Origin of the sequence: Streptomyces sp. HNM0575 (assembly GCF_012726265.1) — a bacterium.
Classification (GTDB): Bacteria; Actinomycetota; Actinomycetes; order Streptomycetales; family Streptomycetaceae; genus Streptomyces.
The window spans coordinates 14,515-36,235 of record NZ_JAASAG010000017.1 but is presented as its reverse complement, the minus strand read 5'-3'; the positions used below and the strand labels follow the sequence as shown (position 1 = coordinate 36,235).

The 21,721-nt window shown below is 70.6% G+C and carries 4 protein-coding genes (1 of these 4 cut by a window edge); all 4 read right to left on the bottom strand.

The annotated features are described in order from the left end of the window. Positions 1–20 precede the first annotated feature (20 nt). Positions 21–1,055 carry a GDP-mannose 4,6-dehydratase gene (locus HCC61_RS28745; RefSeq protein WP_169140541.1) on the bottom strand — a complete coding sequence of 345 codons (1,035 nt, stop codon included), beginning with the start codon at positions 1,053–1,055 and terminating at the stop codon, positions 21–23. A gap of 57 nt (positions 1,056–1,112) precedes the next feature. Then, positions 1,113–1,943, bottom strand: coding sequence for an alpha/beta fold hydrolase (locus HCC61_RS28740; protein ID WP_169140539.1), 831 nt, complete (start codon positions 1,941–1,943; stop codon positions 1,113–1,115). Between the two features lie 195 nt (positions 1,944–2,138). After that, entirely contained in the window at positions 2,139–3,983 is a 1,845-nt protein-coding gene (locus HCC61_RS28735; protein WP_169140538.1) for a 3-hydroxyacyl-CoA dehydrogenase family protein, read from the bottom strand. A 292-nt stretch (positions 3,984–4,275) separates the two neighbouring features. After that, positions 4,276–21,721, bottom strand: partial view of a type I polyketide synthase gene (locus HCC61_RS28730; protein WP_169140537.1) — the 3' portion only. 13,553 nt of this gene lie beyond the right edge of the window; 17,446 of the gene's 30,999 nt are visible here — the last part of the coding sequence; its start codon lies beyond the right edge, outside the window; it ends in the stop codon at positions 4,276–4,278.

The window sequence follows — 21,721 nt, the reverse complement described above, 5'->3', positions numbered from 1 at the left end:
TCGTCAGGAACGCGGCGGCGTCACCAGACACCGGCGAGCAGCAGGTCGGCGTACTGCTGCTCGCGGGCGACGTGTTCGAGGTCGGACTCCGCCATCGTCCGCATCAACTCCGGGAAGTCCATGGTCGGTTCCCAGCCCAGTTCGGCACGGGTCCGTGAGGAGTCGGCGCAGAGGATCTCGACCTCGGCCGGCCGCACCAGCTCGGGGTCGATGACCACGTGGTCCTGCCAGTCCAGCCCCACGTGGTCGAAGGCGATGCGCACCGCGTCGCGCACGGAGTGCATCGCCCCGGTGCCCACCACGTAGTCGCCGGGCTCCTCACGCTGGAGCATCAGGTGCATGGCGCGCACGTAGTCCCCGGCGAAGCCCCAGTCGCGCACGGCGTCGAGGTTTCCCAGGTGCAGCTTCTCCTGCACGCCGAGCTTGATGCGGGCGGCGCCGAGGGAGATCTTGCGGGTGACGAACTCCGCGCCGCGGCGGGGCGATTCGTGGTTGAAGAGGATGCCGGACACGGCGTACATCCCGAACGACTCGCGGTAGTTGCGGGTGATGAAGTGCCCGTAGGCCTTGGCGACGCCGTAGGGGCTTCGCGGGTGGAACGTGGTGTTCTCGTTCTGCGGGGTCTCGGCGGCCTTGCCGAACATCTCCGAGGACGACGCCTGGTAGAAGCGGATCTGCCCGCTGGAGCCGGCGTGGCGGGAGCCGTTGTGGCCGCTGACGATGCGTATCGCCTCCAGCGTCCGCAGTACGCCCATCGCGTTGATCTCGGTGACGAGTTCGGCCTGCTGCCAGGACATGGGGACGAAGGAGATGGCGCCCAGGTTGTAGACCTCGTCGGGCTGCACCGTCTCCACGGCGGAGACCAGGCTCGCCTGGTCCATCAGGTCGCCGTCCACGAAGGACAGCTCGGACATCATCCTGGCCACCCGCGACTTGCGGGGGTTGGCCTGGCCGCGGATGAGCCCCCACACCTGGTAGCCCTGCGAGAGCAGGTGCTCGGCGAGGTAGGAGCCGTCCTGTCCGGTGATTCCGGTGATCAGTGCGCGCCTGGTCATTGCCTGTTTCCTCTCTTCACCGCGGACGGCCCGGGGGCGCAGCCCCGCGTCGTACGGTCACGAGGCCCTGTCGAGGCCGTCGAGTCCCTCACCGACGATGCGCAGAACGCCGGCCTGGTGCTCCGTGAGGTAGAAGTGGCCGCCGCGGAAGACCTCCATGCGGAACCCGCCGGTGGTCCACTCCCGCCATGCCTCCGCCTCTTCGATGGTGGTCTTGGGATCGTCGTCGCCGGTGAGCACCGTGACGGGGCATTCCAGGGGCTCTCCGGGCGGGCAGCGGTAGGTCTCGACCGCCCGGTAGTCGGCGCGGATGGCGGGGAGCACCATCCGCACCACCTCGTCGTCGTGCAGGAGCCGGGAGTCGGTGCCGTCGAGCGAGCGCACCTCCTCCAGCACGCCCTCGTCGTCCCGTTCGTGTACCCGGTCGTCGCGGTAGCTGTGCGGGGCGCGCCGCCCCGACGCGTACAGGTGCTCCGGCCCGCGCTTTCCGCGGGCCGCGAGGGCGCGCGCCACCTCGAACGCGACGACGGCTCCCATGCTGTGCCCGAAGAACAGCGTGGGCCGGTCCTCCAGCTCCGTCAGTACGCGGGTGATGCGGGCGGCGAGCACCAGTACGTCGTCGACGGGCGGCTCGGAGCGGCGGTCCTGCCGCCCCGGGTACTGGACGGCGAGGACGTCCGCACGCGGTGCCATGGCCTCCGCCACGGGCATGAACCAGGTCGCCGCGCCCCCGGCGTGCGGGAAGCACACCAGGCGGGGCGCGTCCGGGGCCGACTGCCGGAATCGCCTGAGCCACAGTCCGGTGTCGGTGTCCGTCGCGGCGTCGCCTCCGGCGGGCGCGGCGCTCGAGGGGGCTCCGTGGGGGGTGTCCGTCGTGGTCTTGGCCATGGGGTCGCGTGTCCTTTCCAGGTCGGCCGGGTTCATTGAAGCAACGGCCCACTTGATGAAGTCCCTAGACCTCGTCGCCCGGTTTCCGCCCGCGGGCGTGCGGCCCGGGGCGGCCTTGCGCCACGGGCGGCGCTCAGGGCGGCGGCCGGGCCGGTGCGGGCGAGGGCCGGGCCGGTGCGGGCGGCGGCGCCGCGTTCACACGGCGGCCTTCGCGGGAGCTGCCTGCGTGGTGAAGCCGCTGCCGGTCTTGCGGCCGAGGTGTCCGTCCGCGACGAGTCCCTCCAGCCGGGCGGCCGGGGCGGTCCACGGTTCCGGCGCGGACTCGTGGAGCCTTCGCAGGATCGCCAGCGACACGTCGAGCCCCACGGTGTCCAGCAGCGCGAACGGGCCCATCGGGTGGCCGAAGGCGGTCGTGACGGCTTCGTCGAGGCCACCGGCGGTCAGCCCGGTGCGCTCCAGCGTCGTTATCGCCTGGTTGAGGAACGGGAAGAGCAGGGCGTTGACGACGAACCCCGCGCTGTCGGTGCACTCCACCGCGCTCTTGTCCAGCTCGCGAGTCAGGGCGTGCACCGCGGCGAGCACTTCGGGGTCGGTGTCGTCGTGGCGTACGACCTCCACCAGCCGCATCACCGGCGCCGGGTTGAAGAAGTGCAGGCCCACTACCTGGGAGGGGCGGCTCGTGGCGTGTGCGCATCCGGTCACGGACAGGCTGGAGGTGACGGTGGCGAGGACCGCGCCGGGCTTCGCCACGGTGTCCATGCCGCGCAGCACGGCGTGCTTGACGTGGGTGTCCTCGGCGACGGCCTCGATCAGCAGGTCGGCGTCGGTCAGTTCGGTGTGGTCGTGGGTCGCCCTGACGCAGCTCAGGAAGGCGAGCCGTTCGCACTCGCTGATCCGGCCGCGCCGCTCGGCACGGGCGAGGGACCGGTCGACGGCGTCGAACGCCGCGCTCGCCCTGGCCTCGTCGCGGGCCACGAGCGTGACGGGCAGGCCGGCGCGTGCGACGGCCTCGGCGATGCCGCGGGCCATGGTGCCGGAGCCGACGATGCCGACGGAGGTGAGGGCGGGCCGCGGCGGCAGCGCGCCGTTCTTCCGCGGCTTGCCGTATTCCCGCGGATCCGCGCTCTCCGAAAGACCCTCGTGCGCTTCACCGTGCGGGGCCGCGGGCCGCCGCGGCGCACTCGGCACGGATTCGCCGTCGGCGTCCCATCGGTGGAAGCCGGCACCCGTCCTTCGTCCGACGCTGCCCTGTGCGACGAGCCGTTCCAGGAGGGAGGCGGGCGCGAACGAGCTGTCGCCGGTGCGGTCCTGAAGGGTGCGCAGGGTGTCGCGGACGGTGTCGAGGCCGATGGCGTCGAGCAGCTGGAACGGTCCGTAGGGCAGTCCGCAGCCGAGACGCATCGCGGTGTCGACGTCCTCGGCGGAGGCGTAGCCGTCCTCCACCATGGCGACGGCCCGGTTGAGGTAGCCGTAGACGAGTTCGGCCGCGGCCCGCCCGGTCCCGTCCGCCAGGGTCACGACCTGGCATCCGGCTTCGCCGAGGACTCTGCGCGCCAGCTCCAGGGCGTACGGAGAGGTCTCCGCGGTCGCCGTCAGTTCGGCCTTCGTGCCGTACGGAGGAGGCACGCAGCACCGCACGGCCAGCATCCGCTCGGGCCGCCCGGACAGCGCGGCGAGCTCTCCAACGGGCAGGGTGGCAGCGGCCGTTACGACGACGGTCGCAGGCGGGCACACCGCGTCGACGGCGCGCAGCGCGGCCTCCTTGGCGGCGGGCTCCTCCGGGCCGGCCTCGATGACGAGGTCAGCCCGCTTGAGGTCCGCAGGCTCGGTGCCGAAACTCAGCCCGGAACCGTGGCCGAGGCCGGAGGCCGGCAGGCTCCCGCGCACCCGGTCCACTGCGCCGGCGTCCTGGTCGACGGCTACCACTTCGGTTCCGGAGCCGCCGGCGAGGACGGCACGTACGATCCCCTCCCCCAGCGAGCCCAGTCCCAGCACGCCGATGACCGGCGTCCGGGCGTCCTTGTGCGTCCGACCGTCCATGCGGCTGTCTCCTCTCCGCCTGTCGACGCTGACAGGACCTCGTGGAGCACATGGTCACGGACGCGGCACTAGTGAACTCACCCGAAGTGAGGCCCGGCAGGGCCCGGCGGGGCCGGGCTGGAGCGCCTTTCCGGGTCGTATGTGTCAGCGCGCGGCGCCGGGCGCCCATATCCCGTCGCGGGTACGGGCGGGTCCGGGCGGGTACGGGCCGCCCGGCACCCGACGGGTGGACACCCGAGGAGTGCCGGGCGGCACCGGCCGCGGAGCCTGAGGGAGGGCTCCGCGATCCCTGTCAGGACAGCCCGAGTTCGTGGTCGAGCAGGTCGAACATCTCGTCGTCCGACGCCGATTCGAGATCCACGTCGCCGTTGTTCGCGGCGTCCTTGCCGTTCTCACGCAGCGACGCCCAGCGGGTCCTGAGCACCTCCAAACGCCCGGCGACCTGCCTGTGCACCTGTGCGTCGACGGTGAGTTCCGCCAACAGCCGCTCCAGCCGGTCCAGTTCGCCGAGGACGGTGCCGGCCCCCGAGGGGTCCTCCGTCCCGCCGGGGAAGAGCTTCTCCCCGAGGAAGCCGACGAGTTCGGCCGGTGTCGGGTAGTCGAAGACGAGCGTCGCGGGCAGCCGCAGCCCGGTGGCCGACGTCAGCCGGTTGCGCAGCTCAACGGCCGTCAGCGAGTCGAAGCCCAGCTCCTGGAACTGCCGGTCGGATTCGATCTCCCCGGCGCCGCCGTACCCGAGGACTTCGGCGACCTGACCGCAGACCAGCTGCGTCAACGCCTCACGCCGCTCGCCGCCGCTCAGCGGCGTCAGCCGCTGCATCAGCGAGTCAACCGTCTCCGAGCCCGCCGCCGCGCGACGTGCACGGGTGCGGATCAGGCCGCGCAGCAGCGGCGGCACCTCCCCGCGGGCACGCAGGGCCGGCAGATCCAGCGGGACCGGTACGAGGGCGGCCTGCTCGCCCGCCACGGCGGCATCGAACAGCTTCAGGCCTTCGGCCGTGGTCAGCGGCGGCATGCCCGAACGGGCCATCCGCTCGGCGTCCGCCTCGGCGAGCATGCCCTCCCCGGCCCAAGCGCCCCAGGCCAACGAGACGGCGGGCAGGCCCAGTTGACGGCGGTGGACGGCGAGCGCGTCCAGGAACGCGTTGGCCGCCGCGTAGTTCCCCTGGCCCGCGTTGCCGAAGACACCGGCGGCCGAGGAGAACAGCACGAACGCCGACAGATCGAGGCCACGGGTCAACTCGTGCAGATGCCAGGCGGCATCCACCTTCGGACGGAACACGGCCTCCACACGCTCGGGCGTCAACGACTCGATCACACCGTCATCGAGGACGCCAGCCGCATGCACCACAGCACCGACGGGGTGCTGGGCGAGCAGTGCGGTGAGGGCGTCCCCGTCGCTCACATCGCACGCGGCGACCTCCACCCGCGCGCCCTGCTCCGCCAGTTCAGCCGTCAACTCCTGTACGCCGTCGGCCTCCTGGCCACGACGCGACACCAGCAGCAGATCCCGTACACCGTGCCCGGAGACCAGATGCCGCGCCACGACGGCACCCAGACCACCCGTACCGCCCGTGACCAGAACCGGTCCCGCGGAGTCCCACTCCACGTGCCCCTCGGCCGGAGTGACCCGGCTGAGCCGTCCGGCCATGACCTCGCCACCGATGATCACCATCTGCGGCTCGTCGACGCCGAGCGCGAGCGGCACCATGATCGACGACGGGCTGGAGGCGTCGACGTCCAGCAGCGTGAAGCGCTCCGGGTGCTCCGCCTGCGCCGACCGCACCAGACCCCAAAGCGCCGCGGCCGCCGGGTCCTCCCCCGTCACGGCACCACGGGTGACGAAGACGAGCCGGGAGTCCGCGAACCGCTCGTCCTCCAGCCACTGCTGGAGCATCTCCAGCGCCCAAAGGGTCACCGCATGAGCGGCCTCGTCCGCCGAACCCTCCGCGCCACGGTCGACGTCGAGGCCGGGAACGAGCACCACGCCGGGCACCGTGTCCTCGGCCACGGCGGCGAGGTCGGGCCGCTCCTCCACGGCAACGCGCGCATCGTGCAGCGCCTCGACCACGTCCAGCTTGTCGGGCCCGACGACGGCCACGGTCTCGTCCGGGGCCGTGCCCGGCGCGATGACCGGCGTCCACTCCAGGGAGAACAGCGCGTCACGGCTGGTGCTCGCCTGCGTGCCCAGCTGATCCGCGGAGACGGGACGCACGACCAGGGACTCCACGGACGCCACCGGAGAGCCGGATGGGTCCGCCAGCGCGATGGTCATGGCGTCGCCGCTGCGGGACAGCCGCACCCGCAGCGCGGTCGCTCCCGATGCGTGCAGCGTGACGCCTTCCCAGGCGAACGGCAGCCCTGCCGCCCCGTTCCGGCCGTCACCCTTGCCGTTCTCTTCGCCGTCACCGCCGTCTTCGCCCTCACCGCTCTCGTCTCCGCCGAGCAGCGCCACATGCAGTGCGGCGTCCAGCAGAGCGGGGTGGAGGCCGAAGTCGTCGGTCCTGGTGTCCTCGGGCAGGGCGACCTCGGCGAACAGGTCACCGTCCTTACCGCGCCAGGCCGCTGTGAGGCCCTGGAAGACGGGGCCGTAGTCGAAGCCCACGTCGGCGAACCGCTCGTAGCAGCCGGACAGTTCGACCGGCTCCGCGGCGGCCGGAGGCCACACGGCGCCTCCCAAGTCGACGCTCGTCGGCTCCCCTTCGGCCAGCATGCCGCTGGCGTGCTCGGTCCACGGCACACCGTCCCCGGCCTCGGGACGCCCGTAGACGACGAGTTGACGGCGGCCCGCCTCGTCCGGCGCGCCCACCGAGACCTGCACCTGGACACCGCCCTGTGCGGGGACGACGAGGGGGGCGGCCATCGTGAGGTCTTCGACGCGGTCGCAGCCGACCTCGTCACCGGCCCGCACCGCCAACTCCACCAACGCCGCGCCGGGCACCAGGATCTGCCCCATGACGACGTGGTCCGCCAGCCACGGATGCGTCCGCAACGACAACCTGCTCGTGAACAACGTCCCTTCAGCGCCCGCCAGTTCGACGGACGCGCCCAGCAGCGGATGCTCCACCGAGCCGAGGCCGGCGGCGCGTACGTCGCCTGCCCGTGTGGACACGGCGGGCCAGAAGCGCTGGTGCTGGAAGGCGTAGGTGGGCAGGTCGATGCGTCGGGCGCCGGTACGGTCGAAGAGCCGCGCCCACTCGACATGCACACCGTTGACGTGCAAACGGCTCAACGCGGTGAGTGCGGCTGCTTCTTCGGCGCGGTCCTTGCGCAGGACGGGAACGGCCGTGGTTTCGGGGGCGATTGCCGCGGCCATGGCGGACAGCACGCCGTCGGGGCCGAGCTCCAGGAATGTGGTGACGTCTTGCTCGGCGAGCCATTCGATGCTGTCGCCGAAGCGTACGGCCTCGCGGACGTGCCGCACCCAATACTCCGGGCTCGACACATCGCCCCACGCCGCCACCGGCACCCGCGGCGCCTCGAAGGCCAGGCCTTCGATGGCGGTACGGAAGTCCTCCAGCATCGGGTCCATCAACGGCGAATGGAACGCATGCGAGACCCGCAACCGCCGGGTGCGCACCCCCTGCTCCTCAAAGCGCTCGATCAGGGCGGTGACCGCGTTCTCCTCGCCCGAAACGACCACCGAGGTGGGCCCGTTGACCGCCCCCAACGACACGTCTTCGGTGAGGAACGGGGTGACCTCTTCCTCGGATGTCTCGATGGCGGCCATCGCACCGCCCTCGGGCAGCGCCTCCATCAACCGGGCACGCGCCGACACCAACGTGCACGCGTCGGGCAGGGAGAGGACTCCGGCGACATGCGCGGCCGCGATCTCACCAATGGAGTGCCCGGCGAGATAGTCCGGCTGGACGCCCCAGGACTCCGCCAGGCGGAACAGGGCCACCTCCAGGGCGAACAGCGCAGGCTGCGCCCACCCGGTCCGGTTCAGCGCCTCGTCGTCGTCGCCCCAGATCACATCCCGCAGACCCGGATCCAGGTGCGCCAAGGCGGCATCGAAGGTCTCGGCGAAGACCGGGAAGCGGCCATACAACTCCCGCCCCATACCGAGGCGTTGACTGCCCTGGCCGGAGAAGACCACCGCCAGCGGACCCGGGTCCTGAGCCGCAGCACCGCGAGCGGCCTCGGTCAGCCCGTCCTCGTCGGCCAGCAGCACCGCACGATGCTCGAACACCGACCGGGAGGCCACCAGGGAAAGCCCGACGTCGGCGGGACGGGACTCGCCCAGCAGCGTCTTCAGCCGTCCGATCTGCCCATCCAGGGCGGCAGGAGACTTCGCGGAGACCACCCACGGCACCATCGGTGACACATCACCGGCCGCCTGCTCCGTCTCGTCGCCCTGGGTGAACTCGGCGGGCTCGTCGGGCTGTTCGAGGATCACGTGGGCGTTGGTGCCGCTGACGCCGAACGACGAGACGGCTGCCCGGCGGACGCGCTCGTCCTGCGGCCACGCCGTCTCCTCGGCCAGCAGCTCAACGGCACCGGCCTCCCAGTCGACATGCGAGGAGGGGGTCTCCGCGTGGAGCGTGCGCGGCAGACTGCCGTGCCGCATCGCCTCCACCATCTTGATCACACCCGCGACACCCGCAGCGGCCTGCGTGTGCCCGATATTGGACTTGATCGACCCCAACAGCAGCGGCCGCTCAGCATCCCGCTCCTGCCCGTAAGTCGCCATCAACGCCTGCGCCTCGATCGGGTCACCCAGCGTGGTGCCGGTGCCGTGACCCTCGACCGCGTCCACATCCGACGTCGACAGACCGGCGCTGGCCAACGCCTGCCGGATCACCCGCTGCTGCGACGGACCGTTCGGCGCCGTCAGACCGTTGGAGGCGCCGTCCTGGTTCACCGCGCTGCCGCGCAGCACCGCCAGCACGCGGTGTCCGTTGCGGCGGGCGTCCGAGAGCCGCTCCAGTACGACGAGGCCGACGCCCTCGGACCAGCCCACACCATCAGCAGAATCCCCATACGCCTTGCAGCGCCCGTCCTCCGACAACCCCCGCTGCCGCGAGAAGCCCACAAACGGCCCCGGCGTCGACATCACCGTCACACCACCAGCGAGCGCCAGCGAGCACTCGCCCGAGCGCAACGCCTGCGCGGCCCAGTGCATCGCGACCAGCGACGACGAGCAGGCAGTGTCCACCGTGACCGCCGGACCCTCGAAGCCGAAGGTGTACGACACCCGACCCGACACCACACTCGGCGAGGTCCCCGTGCCCTGATGCCCCTCCGTCTCCGCGCCCTCCAGCAGCTGCGCGTAATCGTTGTACATCACACCCGCGAACACGCCCGTCTGGCTTCCCCGCAGGTCCGCCGGGTCGACACCGGTACGCTCCAGCGCCTCCCACGTCGCCTCCAGCAACAACCGCTGCTGCGCATCCGTCGCCAACGCCTCACGCGGAGACATCCCAAAGAACTGCGGATCGAACTCCGCCGCCCCACCCAAGAACCCACCACGACGCGTATACGAGGTGCCCGGGTGATCCGGATCCGGATGGAACAACCGCTCCAGATCCCACCCACGGTCAGTGGGGAAGTCACTGATCGCGTCCGCACCCTCCGACACCAACCGCCACAAATCCTCAGGAGAGGCGACCCCGCCCGGATAACGGCACGACATCCCCACAATCACAACCGGATCATCCGCCAACGACGGCAACACCCGCGACGGCATCAAAGCCGCGGACGGCGCATCTGCACCGATCAGCTCTCCGAGAAGATGACGGGTCAGCGCCTGGGCCGTCGGATAGTCGAAGACGAGCGTCGCCGGCAAGCGCAGCCCCGTGGCCGACGTCAGCCGGTTGCGCAGCTCGACGGCCGTCAGCGAATCGAAGCCCAGGTCCTGGAACGCGCGGGTTGCCTCCACGGCTGCCGCGTCTGCGTGACCCAGCACCCCGGCGACCTCGCCGCGCACCAGATCCAGCAGCGCGTCGAACCGCTCGCTGTCGCCGAGGCCGTTCAGCCGCTGCACCAGCGAGGCCGCCGTCTCCGATCCGGCGACGGCCCGACGTGCACGCGTACGTATCAACCCGCGCAGCAGCGGCGGCACTTCACCCCGGGACCTCAGTACCGGCAGGTCCAGGCGCACCGGTACGAGCGCCGCCTCGTCGGCGCCGAGGGCCGCATCGAACAGCTCCAGCCCCTCGGCCGTGCCCAACGGCGGCATGCCCGAACGGGACATCCGCTCGGCGTCCGCCTCGGCGAGCATGCCCGCCTCGGCCCACGCACCCCACGCCAACGACACCGCAGGCAGGCCCAGTTCACGACGATGTGCAGCCAGCGCGTCCAAGAACGCATTGGCCGCCGCGTAATTGCCCTGACCCGCATTACCGAACACCCCGGCGGCCGAGGAGAACAGCACGAACGCCGACAGATCGAGGCCACGGGTCAACTCGTGCAGATGCCACGCCGCGTCCACCTTCGGGCGCAGCACGGAGTCGACACGCTCGGGCGTCAGCGACTCGATCACACCGTCATCGAGGACGCCGGCCGCGTGGACCACAGCATCGATCGTGTGCTGGGCGAGCAGTGCGGTGAGGGCGTCCCTGTCGCTCACGTCGCACGCGGCGACCTCGACATTCGCGCCCTGCCCGGCCAGTTCAGCGGTCAACTCCCCCGCACCGTCGGCCTCCTGGCCACGACGCGACACCAGCAGCAGATCCCGTACACCGTGCTCGGAGACCAGATGCCGCGCCACGACCGCACCCAGACCACCCGTACCACCAGTGACCAGAACCGGTCCCGCAGAACCCCACGCCACAGCCTCACCAGAAGAAGCAACCCGACCCAAACGCGCAGCCAGAACCCGGCCTTCACGAATCGCCACCTGCGGCTCATCCGCACCCAGGGCAGACCGGATCGCCGCGAGCGAAGCCTCGGACGTGTCGAGGTCCAGCAGCCCGAACCGGCCCGGATGCTCCGACTGCGCCGAACGCACCAGACCCCACACCACCGCAGCCGCCGGATCCTCACCGGAGACCGCACCACGGGTGACAAACACGAGCCGCGAACCCGCGAACCTCTCCTCGTTCAGCCACAGTTGGACCAGGGCCAAAGCAGCGGCGCTGAGCGAATGAGCCGCACCCGCCGCACCCGCGTCCTCGTCCGTCCCGCCGGACAGCGGCACCAGAACCACTTCCGGCACCACCTCACCGACAGCGTCCAAATCCGCGTAGGCGTCCGCGTCAGCAAGCCCACGCGCGAGACCCAGCGAATCCGAACCGACGACGGCGACAGTCCGGCTGACGTTCTCCACCGAGACCGGCGTCCACGAGACCCCGAACAGGGCGTCCCGTATGGCAGAGCCGGCGTCGGCCGACTGCTCGGTCTGAACCGGCCGGGTGGCGAGCGATTCGACTGCGGCGACCGGCGCGCCCAGGGTGTCGGTCAGCGCCAACGCCATGCTCCCGCCGGCGCCTCGCGTCAGGCGCACACGAACCGTCGAGGCCCCGGTCGCATACAGCGACACGCCTTCCCAGGAGAACGGCACGGCCGCTTCGTCCCCGTCGTCGAGCAGTGCGGGGTGCAGGGCTCCGTCGAGCAGTGCGGGGTGGAGGCCGAAGCCGCTGGTCCCGGTGTCCTCGGGCAGAGCGACCTCGGCGAAGAGATCACCGTCCTCGCCACGCCAGGCCGCCGTCAGGCCTTGGAAGACGGGGCCGTAGTCGAAGCCCGCGTCGGCGAACCGCTCGTAGCAGTGGTCCAGTTCGACCGGTTCCGCACCGGTCGGGGGCCAGGCGGTCGTGTCGAACTCCGGTGTCGTCCGGCCGACGGCGAGCGTGCCGGCGGCGTACTCCGTCCACGGGAGATCATCCGTGTCGGCGGCCCGTCCGTGCACGGATATCGCCCGCCGCCCGTCACCGTCGGCGGCGCCGACGCGAAGCTGCACCTGTATGCCGCCGTGCTCGGCGACGACGAGGGGGGCGGCCATGGTGAGGTCTTCGACGCGGTCGCAGCCGACCTCGTCTCCGGCCCGCACCGCCAGTTCGACCAGCGCCGCGCCGGGCACCAGGATCTGCCCCATGACGACGTGGTCCGCCAGCCACGGATGCGTCCGCAACGACAGACGGCCCGTGAACAACACCCCATCGCCGTCGGCGAGTTCGACCGCTGCACCCAGCAACGGGTGCTCCGCGGCGCTCAGTCCCAGCCCGGATGCGTCGCCGCCGCGGGTGGACACGGCGGGCCAGAAGCGCTGGTGCTGGAAGGCGTACGTGGGCAGGTCGACGTGCTGTGCGCCGGTACCGTCGAAGAGCCGGGCCCAGTCCATCTCATGGCCGGTGACGTGGAGTTGAGCGATCGACGCCAGGGCGGCTGCTTCTTCGCCACGGTCCTTGCGTAGTACGGGAACGGCCGTGGTTTCGGGGGCGATTGCCGCGGCCATCGCGGAAAGTACGCCGTCGGGGCCGAGCTCCAGGAACGTGGTGACGTCCTGCTCGGCCAGCCACTCCACGCTCTCGCCGAAGCGCACCGCTTCCCGGACGTGCCGCACCCAATACTCCGGGCTCGACACATCACCCCACGCCGCCACCGGCACCCGCGGCGCCTCAAACACCAGATCCTCGATGGCGGTACGGAAGTCCTCCAGCATCGGGTCCATCAACGGCGAATGGAACGCATGCGAGACCCGCAACCGCCGCGTGCGCACCCCCTGCTCCTCAAACCGCGAGACCAGAGCGGCGACCGCGCTCTCCTCACCGGAGACCACCACCGACGACGGACCGTTGACCGCCCCCAGGGATACGTCTTCGGTGAGGAACGGGGTGACTTCCTCTTCGGTGGTTTCGATGGCGGCCATGGCGCCGCCCTCCGGCAACGCCTCCATCAACCGCGCCCGCGCCGACACCAACGCACACGCGTCGGAAAGGGACAACACCCCGGCGACATGCGCGGCCGCGATCTCACCAATGGAGTGCCCGGCGAGGTAGTCGGGCTGGACGCCCCACGATTCGGCCAGGCGGAACAGCGCCACCTCCAACGCGAACAGCGCAGGCTGCGCCCACCCCGTACGATTCAGCGCCTCCTCGTCCTCGCCCCAGACCACATCCCGCAGACCCGGATCCAGGTGCGCCAAGACGGCATCGAAAGCTTCGGCGAAGACCGGGAAGCGGGCATACAACTCCCGCCCCATACCGAGGCGTTGACTGCCCTGACCCGAGAAGACCACCGCCAGCGGACCCGGATCGGACATGCTCACACCGCGAGCCGCCTCGGCCACCCCGTCCTCGTCGGCCAGCAGCACCGCACGATGCTCGAACACCGACCGGGAGACCACCGACGAGAAACCCACATCCAGCCGTGGCCCCTGGGCAGCCCGCTCCCGCAGCCGCTCCACCTGCCCATCCAGCGCCACCGCAGACTTCGCCGACGCCAACACCGGCACCACACCAGGCGAGACCGAGGGCGCACCTTCCGACGTCTGGTCAGGCGGCGACGCCGATTCCAGCTCCTCGCTCTCGTCCAACTGCTCCAGAATCAGATGGGCGTTGGTGCCGCTGACGCCGAACGACGAGACGGCTGCCCGGCGGACGCGCTTGTCCTGCGGCCACGCCGTCTCCTCGGCCAGCAGCTCGACAGCACCGGCCTCCCAGTCGACATGCGAGGAGGGGGTCTCCGCGTGGAGGGTCCGCGGCAGGCTGCCGTGCCGCATCGCCTCCACCATCTTGATCACGCCCGCGACGCCCGCGGCGGCCTGCGTATGCCCGATGTTGGACTTGATCGACCCCAACAGCAGCGGCCGCTCGGCATCACGTTCCTGCCCGTAAGTCGCCATCAACGCCTGCGCCTCGATCGGGTCACCCAGCGTGGTGCCGGTGCCGTGACCCTCGACCGCGTCCACATCCGACGTCGACAGACCGGCGCTGGCCAACGCCTGCCGAATCACCCGCTGCTGCGACGGACCGTTCGGCGCCGTCAAACCATTCGACGCACCATCCTGATTCACCGCGCTGCCGCGCAGCACCGCCAGCACCCGGTGCCCATTACGCCGCGCATCCGACAACCGCTCCAGCACCACCAGCCCGACACCCTCGGACCAGCCCACACCATCAGCAGAATCCCCATACGCCTTGCAACGCCCGTCCTCAGACAACCCCCGCTGCCGCGAGAAGCCCACAAACGGCCCCGGCGTCGACATCACCGTCACACCACCAGCCAGCGCCAGCGAGCACTCACCCGACCGCAACGCCTGCGCCGCCCAGTGCATCGCCACCAACGACGACGAGCACGCCGTGTCCACCGTCACCGCCGGACCCTCGAAACCGAAGGTGTACGACACCCGACCCGACACCACACTCGGCGACGTCCCCGTGCCCTGATGCCCCTCCGTCTCCGCACCCTCCAGCAACTGCGCGTAATCGTTGTACATCACACCCGCGAACACGCCCGTCTGGCTTCCCCGCAGGTCCGCCGGATCGACACCGGTACGCTCCAGCGCCTCCCACGTCGCCTCCAGCAACAACCGCTGCTGCGCATCCGTCGCCAACGCCTCACGCGGAGACATCCCGAAGAACTGCGGATCGAACTCCGCCGCCTCACTCAGGAACCCACCACGACGCGTATACGAGGTGCCCGGGTGATCCGGATCCGGATGGAACAACCGCTCCAGATCCCAACCACGGTCGGTGGGGAAGTCACTGATCGCGTCCGCGCCCTCCGACACCAGCCGCCACAAATCCTCAGGAGAGGCGACCCCACCCGGATAACGGCACGACATCCCCACAATCACAACCGGATCATCCACCAACGACGGCAACACCCGCGAAGGCACGACGAGTTCGCCCGGCTCCGCACCGAACAACTCCTCCCGCAGATGCGTCGCGAGAGCAGCAGCAGTCGGATAGTCGAAGACGAGCGTCGCCGGCAGCCGCAGGCCCGTGACGGAAGTCAGCCGGTTACGCAGCTCGACCGCCGTCAGCGAATCGAAGCCCAGGTCCTGGAACGCACGGGACGCGTCGATCTCCGCACCGCCCCCAAAACCGAGCACTCCGGCGACCTCGCCGCGTACCAGATCCAGCAGCGCGTCGTACCGCTCGCTCTCCTCCAGACCACCCAACCGCTGCACCAGCGAGACAGCGGCGTCAGAACTATCGGCGGTGCGACGCGTACGCGTACGTATCAACCCGCGCAGCAGCGGCGGCACTTCACCCCGGGACCTCAGTACCGGCAGGTCCAGGCGCACCGGCACCAAGACGGGCTCGCCAGTCGCGAGAGCCGTGTCGAACAGCTCCAGACCCTCGGCCGTACCCAGAGGCGGCATGCCCGAACGGGCCATCCGCTCGGCGTCCGCCTCGGCGAGCATGCCCGCCTCACTCCAGGCGCCCCACGCCAACGACACCGCAGGCAGACCGAGTTCACGACGATGGGCGGCCAGCGCGTCCAAGAACGCATTGGCGGCCGCGTAATTGCCCTGACCCGCATTACCGAACACCCCGGCGGCCGAGGAGAACAGCACGAACGCCGACAGATCTAGGCCACGGGTCAGTTCATGCAGGTTCCAGGCGGCATCCACCTTCGGACGGAAGACACTCTCCAGACGCTCCGGGGACTGCGACTCGATCACGCCGTCGTCCAGGACGCCCGCCGCGTGCACCACCGCACCGACCGGGTGCTCGGCCAGCAGCGCGGACAGCGCCTCGCGATCGCCGACGTCACACGCAGCGACCTCCACCTGCGCGCCCTGCCCGGCCAGTTCAGCGGTCAACTCCCCCGCGCCGTCGGCCTCCTGGCCACGACGCGACACCAGCAGCAGATCCCGTACACCGTGCTCGGAGACCAGATGCCGCGCCACGACCGCACCCAGACCACCCGTACCACCGGTGACCAACACCGTGCCCGCAGCGTCCCACGCCACAGCCTCACCGGAAGAAGCAACACGACCCAAACGCGCAGCCAGAACCCGGCCTTCACGAACCGCCACCTGCGGCTCATCCGCACCCAGCGCCTGCGCCAGCACGTCCAGCGACGCCTCCGCGCCATCCAGATCCAGCAGCCCGAAACGGCCCGGATGCTCCGACTGCGCCGAACGCACCAGACCCCACACCACCGCAGCCGCCGGATCCTCACCCGACACCGCACCACGGGTGACGAAGACGAGCCGCGAACCCGCGAACCGCGGGTCGATCAGCCACTCCTGGATCGACTCCAGCGCCTGCCCCGCCGCCATGTGCGCGGATTCGGCAGTCGTGGGCCCGGTGGTCTCGCCCGTCAGTGGGGCCAGGACCAGGTCCGGCACCAGCCCGCCCATGGACATCAGGTCCGGCTGGACGTCGACGGGAACGCGGGCCGCATCGAGCACGTCGGCCAGTCCCAGGGTGTCCGAGCCCACGAGCGCCACCTGATCCGTGGGCGCCTCGCCTGCCGGTACGGCAGTCCACTCGACGCCGAACAGCGCATCGGGTGCTCCACGGAGATCCGCGAGCTGCTCCTTGGAGATCGCCCGTATGGACAGCGACTCGACGGTCGCCACCAGAGAGCCCGACCGGTCCGCAACGGCGATGGCCATCGAACGGTCGGCGCCGCGCGTCAGACGCACCCGGACCGCCGAGGCCCCTGTGGCATGCAGCGTGATGCCCTCCCAGGAGAAGGGCAACCCCGGAGGCTGGGCCTGGCTCTCGTCCTCTCCGCCCAGCAAAGACGCGTGCAGCGCTGCGTCGAGCAGTGCGGGGTGGAGGCCGAAGCCGCTGGTCCTGGTGTCCTCGGGCAGGGCGACCTCGGCGAAGAGGTCGCCGTCCTCGCCCCGCCAGGCGGCCTGGAGGCCTTGGAAGACGGGGCCGTAGTCGAAGCCCGCGTCGGCGAACCGCTCGTAGCAGTCCTCGACGTCCGCCGGTACCGCGTCGACCGGCGGCCAGACGTGGGCGTCCGGCCACGAGGCGCCGATCCCCGGTGCTCCCGTTCCGAGTGTGCCGGCGGCGTGCTGGGTCCACGGCACGTCGGTTGCGTCCTCGGGACGGGAGTACACGGCGACCGGCCGGCGCTCGGCACCGTCCGGGGCGCCCACGGACACCTGGACCCGCACCGCGCTCTGCTCGGCCAGCGCCAAGGGGGCGACCATGGTGAGGTCTTCGACGCGGTCGCAGCCGACCTCGTCACCGGCTCGCAGCGCCAGTTCGACCAGCGCCGCGCCGGGCACCAGGATCTGTCCCATGACGACGTGATCGGCCAGCCACGGGTGCGTGGCCAGCGACAGGCGGCTGGTGAACAACACCCCGTCGCCGTCGGCCAGTTCGACCGCCGCGCCCAGCAACGGGTGCTCTGCGGCATCGAATCCGAACCCGGATGCGTCCCCGGGACGAGTGGTGGCCGTGGGCCAGAAGCGCTGGTGCTGGAAGGCGTACGTGGGCAGGTCGATGCGTCGGGCGCCGGTACGGTCGAAGAGCCGTGCCCACTCGACGGGCACACCGTTGACGTGCAGACGGCCCAACGCGGTGAGTGCGGCGGCCTCTTCGCCGCGGTCCTTGCGCAGGACGGGAACGGCCGTGGTTTCGGGGGCGATTGCCGCGGTCATGGCGGACAGTACGCCGTCGGGGCCGAGTTCCAGGAATGTGGTGACGTCTTGCTCGGCGAGCCATTCGATGCTGTCGCCGAAGCGTACGGCCTCGCGGACGTGCCGCACCCAATACTCCGGGCTCGACACATCACCCCACGCCGCCACCGGCACCCGCGGCGCCTCGAAGGACAGGCCTTCGATGGCGGTACGGAAGTCCTCCAGCATCGGGTCCATCAACGGCGAATGGAACGCGTGCGAGACCCGCAACCGCCGGGTGCGCACCCCCTGCTCCTCAAAGCGCTCGATCAGGGCGGTGACCGCGCTCTCCTCACCGGAGACCACCACCGAGGACGGACCGTTGACCGCCCCCAGGGATACGTCTTCAGTGAGGAACGGGGTGACTTCCTCTTCGGTGGTTTCGATGGCGGCCATCGCACCGCCCTCGGGCAGCGCCTCCATCAACCGCGCACGCGCCGACACCAACGCACACGCGTCAGGTAGGGAGAGGACGCCAGCGACATGAGCGGCGGCGATCTCACCGATGGAGTGACCGGCCAGGTAGTCGGGCTGGACGCCCCACGATTCGGCAAGGCGGAAGAGGGCCACTTCCAGGGCGAAGAGCGCAGGCTGAGCCCAACCGGTCCGGTTCAGCGCCTCCGCATCCTCGCCCCAGATCACATCCCGTAGACCCGGGTCCAGGTGCGCCAGGACGGCATCGAAAGCCTCGGCGAAGACCGGGAAGCGGCCATACAACTCCCGCCCCATACCAAGCCGTTGACTGCCCTGACCCGAGAAGACCACTGCCAGCGGACCCGGGCCCTGAGCCGCCACACCCCGAGCCGCCTCGCTCAGTCCGTCCTCGTCGGCCAGCAGCACCGCACGATGCTCGAACACCGACCGCGACACCACCGACGAGAAACCCACATCCACCGGCGAACGCTCCCGGGCACAGGCACCCAACGCCTCCACCTGCCCATCCAACGCACCCGCCGACTTCGCCGACGCCAACACCGGCACCACACCAGGCGAGAGGTCCGCTTCTCGCTTCTCTTGATCGTCGCCCTGGGTGAACTCAGCGGGCTCGTCGGGCTGTTCGAGAATGAGGTGGGCGTTGGTACCGCTGACCCCGAACGACGACACCGCGGCACGGCGCACCCGCTCGTCCTGCGGCCACTCCGTCTCCTCGGCCAGCAGCTCAACTGCTCCCGCTTCCCAGTCGACATGCGAAGACGGAGTTTCTGCGTGGAGAGTGCGCGGCAGGCTGCCGTGCCGCATCGCCTCCACCATCTTGATCACACCAGCAACGCCCGCAGCCGCCTGCGTATGACCCAGATTGGACTTGATCGACCCCAACAGCAGCGGCCGCTCAGCATCCCGCTCCTGCCCGTAAGTCGCCATCAACGCCTGCGCCTCGATCGGGTCACCCAACGACGTCCCCGTCCCGTGACCCTCCACGGCATCCACATCAGACGTCGACAACCCGGCGCTGGCCAACGCCTGCCGAATCACCCGCTGCTGCGACGGACCGTTCGGCGCCGTCAAACCATTCGACGCACCATCCTGATTCACCGCGCTCCCGCGCAGCACCGCCAGCACCCGGTGCCCGTTACGCCGCGCATCCGACAACCGCTCCAGCACCACAAGCCCGACACCCTCGGACCAGCCCACACCATCAGCAGAATCCCCATACGCCTTGCAGCGCCCGTCCTCAGACAGACCCCGCTGCCGCGAGAAGCCCACAAACGCAGCGGGGGTCGACATCACCGTCACACCGCCCGCGAGCGCCAGCTCGCATTCGCCGCCGCGGAGGGCCTGGGCGGCGAGATGCATGGCCACCAGCGACGACGAGCACGCCGTGTCCACCGTCACCGCCGGACCCTCGAAACCGAAGGTGTACGACACCCGACCCGACACCACACTCGGAGAGCTTCCGAATCCCTGGTGTCCTTCGCTTTCGGCGTCGAGAAGTTGGGCGTAGTCGTTGTACATCACGCCCGCGAACACGCCCGTACGGCTTCCCCGCAGCGCGACCGGGTCGGCGCCGGTACGCTCCAGCGCCTCCCACGTCGCCTCCAGCAACAACCGCTGTTGCGCATCCGTCGCCAACGCCTCACGCGGAGACATCCCGAAGAACTGCGGATCGAACTGCGCCGCCTCACCCAAGAACCCACCACGACGCGTATACGAGGTGCCCGGGTGGTCCGGATCCGGATGGAACAACCGCTCCAAGTCCCAGCCGCGGTCGGCCGGGAAGTCGCTGATCGCGTCCGCGCCCTCCGACACGAGCCGCCACAAATCCTCAGGAGAACCGACCCCGCCCGGATAGCGGCACGACATCCCCACGATGACGACGGGGTCATCCGCGGTCGTCGCGAGGGTGGGCATTTCGGAGACGGCGCGCGTGTCCGCGTTGAACAGTTCGTCGACGAGGTGCTGCGCGAGACCCGTCGCGGTCGGGTAGTCGAAGACGAGTGTGGCCGGCAGTCGCAGACCGGTCGTTGTCGTCAGACGGTTGCGCAGCTCCACCGCCGTCAGCGAGTCGAAGCCCAGGTCCTGGAACGCCCGGGTCGCTTCCACCGCTGCCGCGCCGGCATGCCCCAGTACGCCCGCGACCTCCGCACGGACCATCGTCAGCAGCGCGTCGAACCGCTCGCTGTCGCCGAGGCCGTTCAGCCGCCGCACCAGCGAGGCCGCCGTCTCCGATCCGGCGACGGCCCGACGTGCACGCGTACGTATCAACCCGCGCAGCAGCGGCGCCACTTCACCCCGGGACCTCAGTACCGGCAGGTCGAGGCGCACCGGAACGAGCGCCGCCTCGTCGGCGCCAAGGGCTGCATCGAACAGCTCCAGACCCTCGGCCGTACCCAACGGCGGCATACCGGCCCGGGACATCCGCTCGGCGTCCGCCTCGGCGAGCATGCCCTCCCCGGCCCACGCACCCCACGCCAACGACACCGCGGGCAGACCGAGTTCACGACGATGGGCGGCCAGCGCGTCCAGGAACGCATTGGCCGCGGCGTAGTTGCCCTGACCCGCGTTGCCGAACACCCCGGCGGCCGAGGAGAACAGCACGAACGCCGACAGGTCCCGGTCGCGGGTGAGTTCGTGCAGGTTCCAGGCGGCATCCACCTTCGGACGGAACACGGAGTCCACCCGCTCAGGCGTCAGGGACTCGATCACACCGTCATCCAGCACGCCGGCCGCATGGACCACCGCACCGATCGTGTGCTCGGCCAGCAGCGCCGACAGCGCCTCGCGATCGCCGACGTCACACGCAGCGACCTCAACTCGGGCGCCCTGCCCGGCCAGTTCAGCGGTCAACTCCCCCGCACCGTCGGCCTCCTGGCCACGACGCGACACCAGCAGCAGATCACATACACCGTGCTCGGACACCAGATGCCGCGCCACGACCGCACCCAGACCACCCGTACCACCAGTGACCAACACCGGTCCCGCAGAACCCCACGCCACAGCCTCACCAGAAGAAGCAACCCGACCCAAACGCGCAGCCAGAACCCGGCCTTCACAAACCGCCACCTGCGGCTCGTCCACGCCCAGCGCCTGCGCCAGCACGTCCAGCGACGCCTCCGCGCCATCCACATCCAGCAGCCCGAACCGGCCCGGATGCTCCGACTGCGCCGACCGCACCAGACCCCACACCACCGCAGCCGCCGGATCCTCACCCGACACCGCACCACGCGTCACGAACACCAGCCGCGAGCGTGCGAACTGCTCCTCACGCAGCCACAGTTGCGTCTGTTCCAGAGCCCGGCAGGTGAGGGTACGGGCGGTGTCCGCGACATCGGCTTCCGCGCCCGTCCCGCCGCTGACCGGCACCAGAACCACATCCGGTGCCGTGGGGCCGTCGAACTCCGCGAGGTCCTCCACCGCCTCGATGGCGAAACCTGCGCTGCGCAGTGCGCTGACCGCTCCGGCGACGTCCTCGCCGACGGAGGCGAGTGTCCGGCCGTCCGGCACGGGCTGGGCGGATACGGGCGTCCACTGGACGGCCAGGAGCCCGTCCCGCGCGGCTCCGGCGTCACCGAGCTGATCCGCCGAGACGGGCCGGGTGACCAGCGACCCCACGGAGGCTACGGGGCGGCCCGACGTGTCCGCCACGTCGAGTGAAGTCGCCCCTTCGCCGTCGCGGGTGAGGCGCACACGAATCCTCGAAGCCCCGGTCGCGTGCAGCGACACGCCTTCCCAGGCGAACGGAAGCCCAACTCCCGCCCCTGATCCG